Genomic DNA, 14,652 nt, shown 5'->3' with positions numbered 1-14,652 from the left:
GCACACCTGTGGGCCTGAGCGCTCATTCGGACACAGCCCCTGACCTGCGGTTTCCTCGCTGTGGAGGGGCTGTGGACGAAGGGTCCGACCGGAACGTGGACGAAGGGTCAGCCGCTGAGCCGGACCGGCATGATCAGGTACTTGTAGGCCTCGTCCGCCTCCGCGTCCAGCGCCGGCTTGCCGCTGAGCAGCGCGGGCTTGGTGGACGTGGTGAAGGACAGCTGGGCCACCGGGGAGTCGATCGCGCTCAGACCGTCCAGCAGGAAGGTCGGGTTGAAGGCGATCGAGATGTCGTCGCCCTCCAGCTGGGCGTCGACCCTTTCCACAGCCTGTGCGTCGTCGCTGGAGCCGGCCTCCAGGATGAGCACGCCCTGCTCGAAGCTGAGCCGCACCGGGGTGTTCCGCTCGGCGACCAGGGCCACACGCTTGACGGCCTCCACGAAGGGGGCGGTCTCGATCACGGCGACGGAGTTGAACTCCGTCGGGAACAGCGTCCGGTACTTCGGGAGGTCGCCCTCCAGCAGCCGCGTGGTCGTACGGCGGCCGGCGCCCTCGAAACCGATCAGACCCTCGCCCGCGCCGGAGCCGGAGAGCGCCAGGGTGACGCTGTCACCGGCGCCCAGGGACTTCGCGGTGTCCAGGAGCGTCTTGGCGGGCACCAGGGCGACCGCGGAGGCGTCCGGGTTCTCCGGCTTCCACAGGAACTCGCGGACCGCGAAGCGGTAGCGGTCGGTGGAGGCCAGCGTGACCGTGTCGCCCTCGATCTCGATGCGCACACCGGTGAGGACGGGCAGCGTGTCGTCGCGGCCAGCGGCGATGGCGACCTGCTGCACGGCGGAGGCGAAGACCTCGCCGGGGACGGTGCCCGTGGCGTTCGGCATCTGCGGCAGCGCCGGGTACTCCTCCACCGGCAGGGTGTGGAGGGTGAAGCGGGAGGAGCCGCAGACCACGGTCGCCCGTACACCGTCTGTGGAAATCTCCACCGGGCGGTTGGGGAGCGCGCGGGAGATGTCGGCGAGCAGGCGGCCGGAGACCAGCACCGTGCCCTCCTCCTCGACCTCGGCCTCGACGCTGACACGCGCGGAGACCTCGTAGTCGAAGCTGGACAGGCTCAGCTGGCCGTCCTCGGCCTTCAGGAGCAGGCCGGCGAGGACAGGCGCCGGCGGACGGGCCGGGAGGCTGCGCGCCGCCCAGGCCACTGCCTCCGCGAGTACGTCGCGTTCCACCCGGATCTTCACCGTAAGCCGCCTCCTGCTGTTGCCGGCGCTTCTCGCCCTGCTTCGCCTTCGTCGTCTGTCTCGGTGTCACCGGCCCCGGGGAGGGGAAGGACACCGGGCACCAGTCTGACGCACCGCACTGACAGTAGGTGCCTCTCGGGGTCAAGTCGTGCCGAGGGGCAGCCGGGCAACGCAGAGCGAGTTGTGCACAGGGCCCACTTCGAAACGGATTCAGCGCTCTCTCTAGTCGTTCGTAGTAGTAGGGCCTGTGGATACCGTGGATAACTTCGTTTGCCCAGCTCAGAGCGGAGATTTTGTCCACGGGGCCTGTGGGCGGCACCGGTGGACAACCGGGGGTCTCTGTGGAGAAAAGAAAGTTCTGCACACCCCATGCACAGGCCGGGGCGAGTTCTCCCCAGCGGCGTCCCCAGTTTTACCCAGCTTTCCCACAGCCCAATCCGGCACCTTGGTGTGACGGCTTTCACTCGACGCGGTGAGGAGGTGCGTCGGGTTGCCGAACAGTGGACAGCCATGTGGAGAAGCTGGGGATCGCTGGGGACAACCGCCCCCAGGCTGTGGGTTGCCCGTGGACAACTCCGTGCACAGGTTGTGGACCACCGCGTTGTCCACAACCTGTGGAGATCGTTCGTCCACGGATCCACAACCCGCTGACCTGGTCTGATGGTCCTTCAACAGGCTCGCCTGTGGATGCGATCTGGACAACTCGGCAGTCCCCAGCGTGTGGACGGAAAAAAGTCGCCGAATCTGTGGAGAGTGGCCGTAACCCGGCAGGTAATCGAACAGCGGGTGGCCGGCGGGAGCGGCGGCGGCGCGGCTGCGGGCCTCCGGACGGCGCTTCTGGGCATGACGAAGGGCGTCCCCGGTCACGACGAAGGGCGCCCCCGGATCTCCTCCGGGGGCGCCCTCGGGGCCGTGGACGGCGCTGTCAGCCGTTCTTGATGCGGTTCGTCAGCTCGGTCACCTGGTTGTAGATGGAGCGCCGCTCGGCCATCAGATTGCGGATCTTGCGGTCGGCGTGCATGACCGTGGTGTGGTCCCGGCCGCCGAACAGCGCGCCGATCTTCGGCAGCGACAGATCCGTCAGCTCACGGCACAGGTACATGGCGATCTGCCGTGCGGTGACCAGCGCGCGCCCGCGCGAGGTGCCGCACAGGTCCTCCACGGTCAGCCCGAAGTAGTCCGCGGTGGCGCTCATGATCGCCGTCGAGGTGATCTCGGGCGCCGAGTCCTCGCCGCCGGGGATCAGGTCCTTCAGGACGATCTCCGTCAGGCCCAGGTCCACCGGCTGCCGGTTGAGCGACGCGAACGCCGTCACCCGGATCAGCGCGCCCTCCAGCTCGCGGATGTTGCGCGAGATCCGGGACGCGATGAACTCCAGCACCTCCGGCGGCGCGTTCAGCTGCTCCTGCACCGCCTTCTTGCGCAGGATCGCGATCCGCGTCTCCAGCTCGGGCGGCTGGACGTCCGTGATCAGACCCCACTCGAAACGGTTGCGCAGCCGGTCCTCCAGCGTGACCAGCTGCTTCGGCGGCCGGTCGGAGGACAGCACGATCTGCTTGTTCGCGTTGTGCAGCGTGTTGAAGGTGTGGAAGAACTCCTCCTGCGTCGACTCCTTGTCCGCGAGGAACTGGATGTCGTCGACGAGCAGGATGTCCATCTCCCGGTAGCGCTTGCGGAAGCTGTCGCCCTTGCCGTCGCGGATGGAGTTGATGAACTCGTTGGTGAACTCCTCCGAGCTCACGTACCGCACGCGCGTGCCCGGGTAGAGGCTGCGCGCGTAGTGCCCGATCGCGTGCAGCAGATGCGTCTTGCCGAGCCCGGACTCGCCATAGATGAACAGCGGGTTGTACGCCTTCGCGGGCGCCTCGGCGACGGCGACCGCCGCGGCGTGCGCGAAGCGGTTCGAGGCGCCGATGACGAAGGTGTCGAAGAGGTACTTCGGGTTCAGCCGCGCGGTCGGCTCGCCGGGTCCGGTCGCCGGGGCGGGCTGCGCGGCCAGCGGGCCGGGGGCACCGCTCGCGGAGGGCAGCGCGGTGCCGGCCGGACCACGGTGCACGGGGCCTCCGCCCGACTGCTCGGGCAGGTCCCGGCGGGCACCCTGCTGGTCGTAGTCGCCGCGAGACGGTTCGTAGTCGGAGCGCTGCTGCTCGTACGGCGGCCGGTCCACACCCTGTGGGCGGTAGTCCTGGGACGGCCTCCCGTAGCCCTCGCCCGGCTTGCCGCCGTAGCCCTCGGAGCCCGGGGACCCGTAGGTGTCGTTCCCGGAGGACCCGTACGACTCCTGGGCGGGCGGCCCGTAGGAGTCCTGGGCGCGGGAGCGGTACGCGTCCTGCGGCGGCGTCGCGTACGGGTCGCGCTCGGGGAAGCCGAGGCGCTGCTGCTGCCAGCCGTACTCGTCCTGCCCCGGCCGCGGCCAGGCGCCCGGCTCCGGGCGCTGGTACTCCGCCGGGTAGGCGGGGCGGGCGGTGGGGAGCTGGTCGTCGCCGGTGCCCGGCAGGGGCTCCGCGCGGTGGCGGCCGTATCCCCCCTCGTACGGGCCCGACGGAAGCTCGGGCTGCTCCTCGTAGCGCAGCTGGGCGGGAGGCGCCGGCGGGGCCGGAGGCTCGCCCGCGGAGTCGTCGACGGTGATCGCGATCCGGATCGGACGGCCGCACTCGCGGCTCAGCGTCTCGCTGACGACTGGTGCGAGGCGGCCCTCCAGCACACCCTTGGCGAACTCGTTCGGTACGGCGAGCAGCGCGGTGTCGGCGACCAGCGCCAGCGGCTGGCAGCGCCGGATCCAGTGCTCGTCCTTGGCCTCGACCCCCTGCCCGCGGCCCTCGCCGAGGAGCTGCTCGAGTACACGTGGCCACACTGCGGCAAGATCGGCAGGTACGTCAGCCACAGGGCACGCTCTCTCACAGGTCCCACGAACGTGTGGTTGTGGGACGGGTCGGGATGAAAAACCGGGTGGGTAGGGATAAGGGAACGAATCGGAGTCCAGCCACGGTAGTCAGGGCGACCGCTGCGGTTCAAGTTGTTGTCCCCAGCCTGTGGATAGTGTCCCCCACCCACCGCCGGTTTGACCGGATGGCGTAGCCCCGCGTACCGTAACCAGGTCGAGTTGTCGATGGCTGCTGCCGCCTGCCTCCGATGGGCACAGATCACGTCCCCGCCAGCGCGGGGGTAGTCCGGTGATCGGAAAGCGGTGCACTCGGGCGTAACGCGAGCTACTCGTGGGCGCACGGTGACAGCCAGGACGGCACCCCGCCACCACCGATTTCTTTCTGGAGCCCCCGAGTGAGCAAGCGCACCTTCCAGCCGAACAACCGTCGTCGCGCGAAGACCCACGGCTTCCGGCTGCGTATGCGCACCCGTGCCGGCCGCGCGATTCTCGCGTCCCGCCGTAGCAAGGGTCGCGCCCGTCTGTCCGCCTGATCCCGGTCAGGTCATGCCGTCGTGCTGCCCACCGAGAACCGGCTGAGGCGGCGCGAGGACTTCGCGACCGCGGTACGACGAGGACGCCGGGCCGGACGCCCACTCCTCGTCGTCCACCTTCGAAGCGGTGCCACGGACCCGCACGCGCCTGGGGAGAGCGCTCCCCCGACGCGTGCGGGTTTCGTCGTGAGCAAGGCCGTGGGCGGTGCGGTCGTGCGCAACAAGGTGAAGCGCAGACTTCGCCATCTGATGCGCGACCGAGTCGCCCAGCTGCCCCCCGGTAGCCTGGTAGTCGTACGCGCGTTGCCCGGAGCGGGTGACGCCGACCACGCCCAACTGGCCCGAGACCTGGACGCCGCTCTGCAGCGGCTGCTGGGAGGGGGCGCGCGATGAAGTACCCGCTGCTGGCGCTGATCAAGCTCTACCAGTGGACCATCAGCCCGCTGCTCGGGCCGGTGTGCAAGTACTACCCGTCGTGTTCCCACTACGGCTACACGGCCATCGACCGACACGGGGCTCTCAAGGGCACCGCACTCACGGCCTGGCGCATCCTGCGTTGCAATCCGTGGTCGCTGGGCGGTGTGGACCATGTCCCGCCGCGCAAGCGCCCCCGGTGGCACGAGATGCTGCGCGACGCCTGGCGCGCACGGAAGGGCGGGCCCTCCGCCGCCGAAACGGCCACCGAAGACAATGTCTCGAGCCCGGCCGCAGAGACCTCGTCCCATGCCCAAGGAGCATGATTAGTGGACACGATTGCCAGCCTCTTCAGCTTCATCACCACACCCGTCTCGTGGGTCATCGTCCAGTTCCACTCGCTGTACGGTGCGATCTTCGGCCCTGACACGGGCTGGGCCTGGGGCCTGTCCATCGTGTCCCTGGTGATCCTGATCCGTATCTGCCTGATCCCGCTCTTCGTGAAGCAGATCAAGGCGACCCGGGCCATGCAGACGCTCCAGCCGGAGATGAAGAAGATCCAGGAGCGCTACAAGAACGACCGGCAGCGCCAGTCCGAAGAGATGATGAAGCTGTACAAGGAGACGGGCACCAACCCGCTCTCCTCGTGCCTTCCCATCCTGGCGCAGTCGCCGTTCTTCTTCGCCCTGTACCACGTGCTCAACAGCATCGCGTCGAACGACACCATCGGCGTGATCAACGACCGGCTGCTGGAGAGCGCGCAGAAGGCCCATATCTTCGGCGCCCCGCTCGCCGCGAAGTTCACCGACAGCTCGAGCAAGGTCGAAGCGCTCGGCTCCTCGATTACCGACGTGCGGATCGTCACCGCGCTCATGATCGTCTTGATGTCGCTGTCGCAGTTCTACACGCAGCGCCAGCTGATGATGAAGAACGTCGACACGACGGTGAAGACGCCGTTCATGCAGCAGCAGAAGATGCTGATGTACGTCTTCCCCGTCATCTTCGCCGTCTTCGGCATCAACTTCCCGGTCGGTGTCCTCGTCTACTGGCTGACCACCAACGTGTGGACCATGGGCCAGCAGATGTACGTCATCCATAACAACCCGACCCCGGGTTCCAAGGCCCAGGCCGCCCACCTGGAGCGCCTCTACAAGCACGTCACCCACCACGGCAAGACCCGCAGTCGGCGTGAGCGCGCCATCGTGAAGGCCATCGTCGCCAAGGGCCGCGACCGCAACGAGTACGAGCGCAAGTTCATCAACGGCCTCAGCAAGGCCGGGCTCGCGGCCCAGCCCGACGGCTCCGTGGTGAAGAGCGAGACCACCGTCGTCGCGGAGAACGAGGACGGTACGACGACCGCCACCGCCGCTGTGCGGCGCCAGCAGCCCAAGCGGCAGCCCAAGTCCAAGCGCCAGGCCGGTGGCCCCAAGCCGGCCGGTGGCGGTGAGAAGACGTCGCTGACCAAGTCCGACGAGCCGCAGGACGACACGTCCGCGGACTCCGCCGGGAAGGCGGCGTCCAAGTCCGGCGGCTCCCGCAGCCGGGCCCAGTCCGGCCAGCGCAAGGGTCCGCAGCGGCCCAAGTCCCCGTCCAAGAAGTAAGAAGGAGTCCATCCCGTGACGGAAGGCACCATCTCCGCCGCTGCCGAGGGTGCAGACACCCTGACCCGCCTGGAGCAGGAGGGTGAGATCGCGGCGGACTACCTTGAGGGTCTGCTGGACATCGCCGACCTCGACGGTGACATCGACATGGACGTCGAGGGCGACCGCGCCTCTGTCTCGATCATCAGCGACACGGGCAGCCGTGATCTGCAGAAGCTGGTCGGCCACGACGGCGAGGTCCTGGAGGCGCTCCAGGAGCTCACCCGTCTGGCCGTGCACCGGGAGACCGGGGACCGCAGCCGCCTGATGCTCGACATCGCCGGCTACCGCGCCAAGAAGCGCTCCGAGCTGTCCGAGCTGGGCGCCAAGGCCGCCGCCGAGGCCAAGAGCAGCGGCTCGCCGGTCAGGATGAAGCCGATGACGCCGTTCGAGCGCAAGGTCGTGCACGACGCGGTCAAGGCCGCCGGACTGCGCAGCGAGTCCGAGGGCGAGGAGCCGCAGCGCTTCGTCGTCGTGTTGCCCGACTGATTCGGTACGCACGTTCCTCCGGCCCCGTCTGTTGCGCAGGCGGGGCCGAACTTTGTCAGCCTGGTAGTTCTGGAGGTCGGCGCCCGGCGCGCCGATGCGGTAGGAAGGACGGTCCCCGTGACGGAGGCAGCTGAGCTCCCCCCTGCTCCCGAGCAGGCTCGTGACGTATTCGGCGATCGCTTCGCGGATGCGGTCCGATACGCCGAGCTCCTCGCCGAGGCAGGAGTGCAGCGGGGGCTCATCGGCCCGCGTGAGGTGCCCCGCCTGTGGGAGAGGCACCTGCTGAACTGTGCGGTGCTCTCCGAGGTCGTGCCCGAGGGTGTGACGGTGTGCGACGTCGGCTCGGGCGCCGGCCTGCCCGGGATCCCGCTGGCGCTGGTCCGGGAGGACCTGAAGATCACGCTCTTGGAGCCGCTGCTGCGGCGCACCAACTTCCTCACCGAGGTCGTGGAGCTGCTGGGCCTGGACCATGTGACGGTGGTCCGCGGCCGTGCCGAGGAGGTCATGGGCAAGCTGCCCCCGGTCCATGTGGTCACGGCCCGAGCCGTGGCCCCGCTGGACCGGCTGGCCGCCTGGGGCATCCCGCTGCTGCGCCCCTACGGCGAGATGCTGGCGCTCAAGGGTGACACCGCCGAGGAGGAGCTCAAGGCGGCGGCCAGCGCGCTGAGCAAGCTCGGCGCGGTCGAGACCTCGATCCTGCATGTGGGTGAGGGGATCGTCGATCCGATGTCCACGGTCGTGCGCGTGGAGGTCGGCGAGAGCCCGGGCGGCGTCCGCTTCGCAGCCAAGCGCGCCAAGGCGGCCCGGACGGGACGGACCCGCAGGCGTCGCTGATCGACCCGTTCGACGACACGTACTCCACACAAGCTGCCAAACCTACGCATCACGGAGTGTCGCGGCAGTTCGGCCGCAGCCGCTGTGCATCGTGTTTCACGTGAAACGTCGCTCACTGCTGCACGGCATCATCAGCCGCGGCCGCGCTGCGGCCGAACCCCGCGACCGTAAGCCTCTCGGGTCTCTCGGCGAGGCTCCTGTTTCCTCCGATGCCCCTACTCCCTCCGACGCCCCATCCCTCTCCGGGGGCACGGAGTTGTCCACAGAGGTGGATTTCTCCACAGAAGACCAGGCCTCACTGGTTCACGACACCGAAGGCATGGGAGGCTCTGTTCATCGCGAGCCTGAAGTCGAGGAGAGTGAATCCTTGCGGTCCGACGCCAACATCGCGGGACCGATGACCGATCCGGTCCCCGGTCCCCGTACCGAGTCGACGGGAGCGGATGTTTCACGTGAAACACCGCCTCCGATGGACGACACTCCCATCGGTCGTGCTGCCCAACTGGCGGTCGAGGCTCTGGGCCGCGCAGGCGAGGGCCTGCCACGGCCCGAGCAGACCCGCGTCATCGTGGTCGCGAACCAGAAGGGCGGCGTGGGCAAGACCACGACGACCGTCAACCTCGCCGCTTCGCTGGCTCTGCACGGCAGCCGGGTCCTGGTCATCGACCTCGATCCGCAGGGCAACGCGTCCACTGCTCTGGGGATCGACCACCACGCCGAAGTTCCTTCCATCTACGACGTGTTGGTCGAGAGCAAGCCGCTCTCGGAGGTCGTCCAGCCGGTCGTCGACGTCGAAGGTCTCTTCTGTGCCCCCGCCACGATCGATCTCGCCGGTGCGGAGATCGAGCTGGTGTCCCTGGTGGCACGGGAGAGCCGTCTTCAGCGGGCGATCCAGGCGTACGAGCAGCCGCTGGACTACATCCTCATCGACTGCCCGCCGTCGCTGGGCCTGTTGACGGTCAACGCGCTGGTCGCCGGTCAGGAGGTCCTGATCCCGATCCAGTGCGAGTACTACGCGCTGGAGGGCCTGGGTCAGCTGCTGCGCAATGTCGACCTGGTGCGGGGGCACCTCAACCCCACCCTGCATGTATCGACGATCCTGCTCACCATGTACGACGGCCGGACGCGCCTTGCGTCCCAGGTCGCGGAAGAGGTGCGCAACCACTTCGGCGACGAGGTGCTGCGGACGAGCATTCCCCGCTCGGTCCGTATCTCCGAGGCGCCGAGCTATGGGCAGACGGTGCTGACCTACGATCCCGGATCGAGCGGTGCCCTCTCCTATCTTGAGGCGGCACGAGAAATCGCGCTGAGGGGCGCCGGCGTCAGCGTCAGCTATGACGGGACGCACGCGCACATCGGCGCTCAGAACGACCAGAGCATGGTGGAGGGGATCCAGTGAGCGAGCGACGGAGGGGGCTGGGCCGTGGACTCGGGGCATTGATCCCTGCGGCCCCGACCGAGAAGACGCCGGCGCAGACCGCGATGGCGGGTGCCGTGGGGGGTGCTGCGGGGGTCGCTGCTTCGACGTCTCCTGCGGCCGTTCCGGTGCTGACGAGCGACCGGGGGGTGGCCGCCGCGAAGGTGGCCACGCTGCCGCCTGTTTCACGTGAAACCGAGGAGCCGTCGGTCAACGGCGCCGGGGACATTCCCGCTCCCCCGATGGGCGCCCACTTCGCCGAGATCCCGCTCGACGCCATCAAGCCCAACCCCCGGCAGCCGCGTGAGGTCTTCGACGAGGACGCGCTGGCCGAGCTGGTCACCTCCATCAAGGAGGTCGGCCTGCTCCAGCCGGTCGTCGTACGGCAGCTGGGCCCCGGCCAGTACGAGCTCATCATGGGCGAGCGGCGGTGGCGGGCCTGCCGTGAGGCGGGTCTGGAAGCGATCCCTGCGATCGTGCGGGCGACGGAGGACGAGAAGCTTCTCCTCGACGCTCTCCTGGAGAACCTGCATCGCGCGCAGCTGAACCCGCTGGAAGAGGCGGCTGCCTACGACCAGCTGCTGAAGGACTTCAACTGCACGCACGACCAGCTGGCGGACCGCATCGGTCGCTCTCGCCCGCAGGTCTCCAACACCCTGCGTTTGTTGAAGCTCTCGCCGGCGGTGCAGCGCCGGGTGGCCGCCGGAGTGCTCTCCGCCGGGCACGCCCGGGCTCTGCTCTCCGTGGAGGACTCGGAGGAGCAGGACCGGCTGGCTCACCGGATCGTGGCCGAGGGGCTGTCCGTGCGGGCCGTCGAGGAGATCGTGACCCTGATGGGGTCGCGGCCCAAGACGACTCAGCGGGCCAAGGGCCCCCGGGCCGGCTCCCTGGTTTCCCCGGCGCTGAACGAGCTGGCCACCCGGCTCTCCGATCGTTTCGAGACGCGGGTGAAGGTCGACCTGGGCCAGAAGAAGGGCAAGATCACCGTCGAGTTCGCCTCTGTGGAGGACCTTGAGCGCATCCTCAGCACGCTGGCCCCCGGCGAGGGGCCGGTCCTGCAGAAGAGCCTGCTGGAGAACAACGCCGAGGAGACGGAGGACTGAGCCTCCGCAGTCGGCGGTCTCGTCCGACGACCTGTGCGGGCCGTGTCCGGTGTGTACCGGAACACGGCCCGCACTTTGCTTTTTGGCGGTATCGATGGAATCGCTTCGTGGATACCATGCGTGGGGGTAGGGGAGCGGAGAAGGAAGCGAGGAACAGCCTTCATGGGGCGTCGGCTCGTACCGCTCACGCTGGACAACCTTCAGGATCTGCCCAAGCGCTGCCGCACCTGCGTCTTCTGGGAGCTGGACCCGGTCAGCGGTGAGTCCGCGGTGCAGTCGGGCACGGCGGAAGTGGAGAAGGAAGCATGGATCTCCGCCGTACTCCTGGACTGGGGTTCCTGCGGCCGGGTCGTCTATGTCGATGACAATCCGGTGGGCTTTGTGCTCTACGCGCCTCCGGCCTATGTGCCGCGTTCGACGGCGTTCCCCACGAGCCCGGTCTCGCCGGACGCGGTCCAGCTGATCACGGGGTTCATCATGCCGGGCTACCAGGGGCAGGGGCTGGGCCGTGTGATGGTGCAGACGGTCGCCAAGGATCTGCTCCGGCGAGGGTTCAAGGCGATCGAGGCGTTCGGCGACGCACGCTGGAAGGAGCCCGCCTGTGTGCTGCCCGCCGACCATCTCCTCGCCGTGGGCTTCAAGACGGTTCGGCAGCACCCCACGTATCCGCGCCTGCGGCTGGAGCTGAGGACGACGCTCTCCTGGAAGGAAGACGTGGAGATGGCGCTGGACCGGCTTCTGGGCGCCGTACAGAAGGAGCCGGCGCTCCGGCCGCTCTGACGGCTCTCCTTCCTGGCTCTCTCATACGAATGGGCCAGCCCGTGCGGGCTGGCCCATTCGTGTTTCACGTGAAACGTCGATCGCTTCCCGTGGGCGTCACTCGGCGATGAAGTCCTCGAGGTCGCGGATGATCGCGGCCTTCGGCTTGGCGCCGACGATGGTCTTCGCGACCTCGCCGCCCTGGTAGACGTTCAGCGTCGGGATCGACATGACGCCGTACTTGGCGGCCGTACCCGGGTTCTCGTCGATGTTCAGCTTGACGACCTCGATCTTGTCGCCGTACTCGGCGGCGATCGCCTCGAGAGACGGCGCGATCTGGCGGCACGGACCGCACCAGGCGGCCCAGAAGTCCACCAGGACGGGCTTGTCGCTCTTGAGGACGTCCTGCTCGAAGGAGTCGTCGGTCACGTTCTTGAGAGTGCCGGCCACGGCGGGCTCCTTAACTGGTGATGCGTGGGGCGGATGGTCAGACAGTGGTCTTCTCGGGCTCGGCCTTCTGCTCGTTGTCCGCGAGGGCAGCGAGGAAGCGCTCGGCGTCGAGAGCGGCGGAGCAGCCGGTACCGGCTGCGGTGATCGCCTGGCGGTAGGTGTGGTCCACCACGTCACCGGCGGCGAAGACACCGGTCACGTTCGTCCGGGTGGAGGGCGCGTCCACCTTCAGGTAGCCCTCCTCGTCCAGGTCGAGCTGGCCCTTGAAGAGCTCGGTGCGCGGGTCGTGGCCGATCGCGATGAACAGGCCGGTCACCGGCAGATCCGAGAGCTCGCCGGTCTTGACGTTGCGCAGCTTCAGCCCGGACAGCTTCTGGCCCCCCTGGATCTCGGCGACCTCGCTGTCCCAAATGAACTTGATCTTCGGGTCGGCGAAGGCACGCTCCTGCATCGCCTTGGAGGCGCGCAGGGTGTCCCGGCGGTGGACGACCGTCACGGACTTGGCGAAGCGCGAGAGGAAGGTGGCCTCCTCCATCGCGGTGTCACCGCCACCGATCACGGCGATGTCGTGGTCCCTGAAGAAGAAGCCGTCGCAGGTGGCGCACCAGGAGACACCACGGCCGGACATGGCGTCCTCGTTGGGCAGGCCGAGCTTGCGGTGCTGGGAGCCGGTGGCGACGATGACGGCCTTCGCCTTGTGGACGGTACCTGCGGTGTCCGTGACGGTCTTGATCTCACCGGTCAGGTCGACGGAGACGATGTCGTCCGGGACGAGCTCGGCACCGAAGCGCTCGGCCTGGGCGCGCATGTTGTCCATGAGCTCGGGGCCCATGATGCCGTCTCGGAAGCCCGGGAAGTTCTCCACCTCGGTGGTGTTCATCAGCGCACCACCCGCGGTGACGGCGCCCTCGAACACCAGCGGCTTCAGCGACGCGCGCGCGGTGTACAGCGCCGCGGTGTAGCCGGCGGGCCCGGAGCCGATGATGATCACGTTACGGACGTCGCTCACGGCTTGATTCCTCGTCTCTGGACGGCGTCGTTTGACCGGTGGGAGCCCCTTTCAGAACTCTCACCCCACCCAACGGATCCTAAGGGGCGCGCATTCCCGCTGTGTCCGGGCACACGGGCGGGTGACCGCTATACGAGACGGGCCCAGCGGACCAGGAACGAACGAGGCGGCGGCTCAGCGTGGGTAGGACTGCTTCAGCAGCACCTTTGCCGTACCCGCCGCCGGTTCCTTGACGCACGTCGACTCGACGATGAAGACGGTCACCCGTGCGGGGTCGGAGGCGTCGGCCAGGACGACGAGCAGCGCGTCGGTCCCCTTGTAGATGCCTTCCTCCGTCGCGAGGGCTTCCCCTTCGTGTCCGATGCCCTGCTGGACGCACGCGGGGACATCGACGGTGGGCTGCTGGAAGACGCGGGGCTGACCGGAGCCGGGGGTGGTCTCGACGTGCCGGTCCGGGCTGCGGGAGCCCTTCCTGGAGCCCTGCTGCTCCGCCAGGAGATCCGCGACCTGTGTCTTGAGCCGTCCCTCGGAGAAGGTGTCCGCAGCGGTGGTCTGCCGCTCCTGGGCGGTGGTGCCCGGCTCCGAGCCGGTCAGCGACGTCCACAGGACGGAACCCAGTCCCAGCACGGCAACCGAGAGGACGGCACCGAGGACGGCCGCTCGGCGGCGGCCGGCGCGCCTGCGGTCCTTGCCGTCGCGGCGGTCGGTGCGGTCGTTGTGGTTCTTGCGGCCCGGGCCGGTGGAGGAGACACGGGCGCGTCCGGCGGGGCGGTCTGGGGCGGTCGATGTTTCACGTGAAACGGGGGCGCCGCTGGTGCCGCTGTGCGCGTCGGAGGTGAGGTGAGGGGTGGCCACCGGCTCACCGGCGGCGTCCCTGTCATCGGTCGTCGGCTCGGGTGCCGAGGCGTTCAGCAGGGCCTCTGCGGCGAGTGCGGCGTCGATCCGGCCGGCGACATCGGCGGGCATGCGCGGGGGCCCAGGGAGGGTGCCCAGCAAGCCGCGGATCTCCTCCAGCGAGGCGTGGACGTCGGAGCACAGCTCGCACTCGTCCAGGTGCCGTCGTACGTCCGCAGTGCGGGAGGGAGGGAGCAGGCCCTCGGTGAAGTCGGAGATCTCGGTGACGTCCGGGTGCCCGGCCGTGTCCGTCGTCGAAGTCACGCTCGCCCACCTCCGCCCTTCACAGCAGCTGAATCGCTCGACCCGGTATCCCGCGCGCTTCCGTCGCGTGGGCCCGCTGCCGGTGGGACGGATGTCCCCTGCGTCCGGTTCCGCCCTTCACCCGGTTGTGTACCGGCACTGGTGTTCTCCGGCCGTAGATGGGTGAGCAGGGGCAGGAGTTTCGCTCTGCCCCGGGCGCAGCGGCTCTTGACCGTCCCGGTCGGCACGTCCAGCACGCGGGCGGCCTCGGCGACCGGGTAGCCCTGCATGTCCACCAGGACGAGAGCCGCCCGCTGGTCGGGAGGGAGCGTGGCGAGCGCGTCCAGCAGCTGCCGGTGCAGATCGTTGCGTTCGGCGGGCGCCGCGGCCGACTCGTGCGGCTCCAGCAGTTGCTCCAGGCGCTCGGTGTCGTCGACGGGCGCGGTCTTGCGGGAGGCTGCCTTGCGGGCGCGGTCCAGGCAGGCGTTCACCGTGATCCGGTGCAGCCAGGTCGTGACGGCGGACTTGCCCTGGAAGGTGTGGGCGGCGCGGAAGGCCGAGACGAGGGCATCCTGCACCGCGTCGGCCGCCTCCTCGCGGTCGCCGAGGGTGCGCAGGGCGACGGCCCAGAGCCGGTCGCGGTGGCGGCGGACCAGCTCACCGAAGGCGTTGGGGTCGCCGGCGACGTGGCGCGCCAGAAGGACCTCGTCAGGTGCATCGTGATGGTCGCTCCGCACGCCCCCGC

The 14,652-nt window shown here is 68.9% G+C and carries 15 protein-coding genes; 9 read left to right on the top strand and 6 right to left on the bottom strand.

What is annotated here, in order from left to right; all coding sequences use genetic code 11:
• Positions 1–107 precede the first annotated feature (107 nt).
• Both dnaN and dnaA read right to left on the bottom strand, forming a co-directional pair.
• Complete coding sequence (gene dnaN, locus ACIG0D_RS18310) at positions 108–1,238, bottom strand: DNA polymerase III subunit beta (protein WP_166000453.1); 1,131 nt, start codon at positions 1,236–1,238, stop codon at positions 108–110.
• Positions 1,239–2,163: 925 nt separating this feature from the next.
• Positions 2,164–4,122: a chromosomal replication initiator protein DnaA gene (gene dnaA, locus ACIG0D_RS18305; RefSeq protein ID WP_399801661.1), complete on the bottom strand. Its 1,959-nt coding sequence runs from the start codon at positions 4,120–4,122 to the stop codon at positions 2,164–2,166.
• A 395-nt stretch (positions 4,123–4,517) separates the two neighbouring features.
• On the opposite strand from dnaA, the gene rpmH reads away from it, so the two are divergent.
• The 9 genes from rpmH to ACIG0D_RS18260 all read left to right on the top strand — a co-directional run bounded on the left by rpmH (position 4,518) and on the right by ACIG0D_RS18260 (position 11,332).
• Complete coding sequence (gene rpmH, locus ACIG0D_RS18300; RefSeq protein ID WP_003956500.1) at positions 4,518–4,655, top strand: 50S ribosomal protein L34; 138 nt, start codon at positions 4,518–4,520, stop codon at positions 4,653–4,655.
• A gap of 21 nt (positions 4,656–4,676) precedes the next feature.
• On the top strand, positions 4,677–5,048 hold the full coding sequence (gene rnpA, locus ACIG0D_RS18295; protein ID WP_365757026.1) for a ribonuclease P protein component: 372 nt from the start codon (positions 4,677–4,679) through the stop codon (positions 5,046–5,048).
• Positions 5,045–5,395: a membrane protein insertion efficiency factor YidD gene (gene yidD, locus ACIG0D_RS18290; protein WP_365757028.1), complete on the top strand. Its 351-nt coding sequence runs from the start codon at positions 5,045–5,047 to the stop codon at positions 5,393–5,395. Before rnpA ends, yidD begins: the two co-directional genes overlap by 4 nt.
• 3 nt (positions 5,396–5,398) lie before the next feature.
• Positions 5,399–6,670, top strand: coding sequence for a membrane protein insertase YidC (gene yidC / locus ACIG0D_RS18285; RefSeq protein ID WP_399801657.1), 1,272 nt, complete (start codon positions 5,399–5,401; stop codon positions 6,668–6,670).
• 15 nt (positions 6,671–6,685) lie between these two features.
• A complete protein-coding gene (locus ACIG0D_RS18280) occupies positions 6,686–7,198 on the top strand; it encodes a protein jag (RefSeq protein WP_399801654.1) in 513 nt (170 codons plus the stop codon).
• A gap of 117 nt (positions 7,199–7,315) precedes the next feature.
• Entirely contained in the window at positions 7,316–8,032 is a 717-nt protein-coding gene (rsmG, locus tag ACIG0D_RS18275; RefSeq protein ID WP_365757034.1) for a 16S rRNA (guanine(527)-N(7))-methyltransferase RsmG, read from the top strand.
• A gap of 319 nt (positions 8,033–8,351) precedes the next feature.
• Positions 8,352–9,431 (top strand): ParA family protein, encoded by a 1,080-nt coding sequence (locus tag ACIG0D_RS18270; RefSeq protein WP_399801981.1) that lies wholly within the window; start codon positions 8,352–8,354, stop codon positions 9,429–9,431.
• Complete coding sequence (locus ACIG0D_RS18265) at positions 9,428–10,552, top strand: ParB/RepB/Spo0J family partition protein (protein ID WP_399801651.1); 1,125 nt, start codon at positions 9,428–9,430, stop codon at positions 10,550–10,552. Before ACIG0D_RS18270 ends, ACIG0D_RS18265 begins: the two co-directional genes overlap by 4 nt.
• Before the next feature lie 162 nt (positions 10,553–10,714).
• On the top strand, positions 10,715–11,332 hold the full coding sequence (locus tag ACIG0D_RS18260) for a GNAT family N-acetyltransferase (protein ID WP_399801649.1): 618 nt from the start codon (positions 10,715–10,717) through the stop codon (positions 11,330–11,332).
• Between the two features lie 96 nt (positions 11,333–11,428).
• On the opposite strand, the gene trxA is transcribed toward ACIG0D_RS18260, so the two are convergent.
• The 4 genes from trxA to sigM form a co-directional block, all read right to left on the bottom strand.
• Positions 11,429–11,761, bottom strand: coding sequence for a thioredoxin (gene trxA / locus ACIG0D_RS18255; RefSeq protein ID WP_365757040.1), 333 nt, complete (start codon positions 11,759–11,761; stop codon positions 11,429–11,431).
• A gap of 37 nt (positions 11,762–11,798) precedes the next feature.
• A complete protein-coding gene (gene trxB, locus ACIG0D_RS18250; protein WP_399801644.1) occupies positions 11,799–12,770 on the bottom strand; it encodes a thioredoxin-disulfide reductase in 972 nt (323 codons plus the stop codon).
• 174 nt (positions 12,771–12,944) lie between these two features.
• Positions 12,945–13,928: an anti-sigma factor family protein gene (locus ACIG0D_RS18245; RefSeq protein WP_399801641.1), complete on the bottom strand. Its 984-nt coding sequence runs from the start codon at positions 13,926–13,928 to the stop codon at positions 12,945–12,947.
• On the bottom strand, positions 13,925–14,644 hold the full coding sequence (sigM, locus tag ACIG0D_RS18240) for an RNA polymerase sigma factor SigM (protein ID WP_399801639.1): 720 nt from the start codon (positions 14,642–14,644) through the stop codon (positions 13,925–13,927). Before sigM ends, ACIG0D_RS18245 begins: the two co-directional genes overlap by 4 nt.
• Positions 14,645–14,652 lie beyond the last annotated feature (8 nt).

It is taken from the genome of Streptomyces sp. NPDC052773, from assembly GCF_044547145.1.
Taxonomy (GTDB): domain Bacteria; phylum Actinomycetota; class Actinomycetes; order Streptomycetales; family Streptomycetaceae; genus Streptomyces.
This window is presented reverse-complemented; position numbering and strand designations above follow the sequence as displayed.

Coding starts and splice junctions, on each gene's coding strand:
- ACIG0D_RS18260 (WP_399801649.1), top strand. CDS start 10,715: ATGGGGCGTCGGCTCGTACCGCTCACGCTGGACAACCTTCAGGATCTG.
- ACIG0D_RS18270 (WP_399801981.1), top strand. CDS start 8,352: ATGGGAGGCTCTGTTCATCGCGAGCCTGAAGTCGAGGAGAGTGAATCC.
- yidD (WP_365757028.1), top strand. CDS start 5,045: ATGAAGTACCCGCTGCTGGCGCTGATCAAGCTCTACCAGTGGACCATC.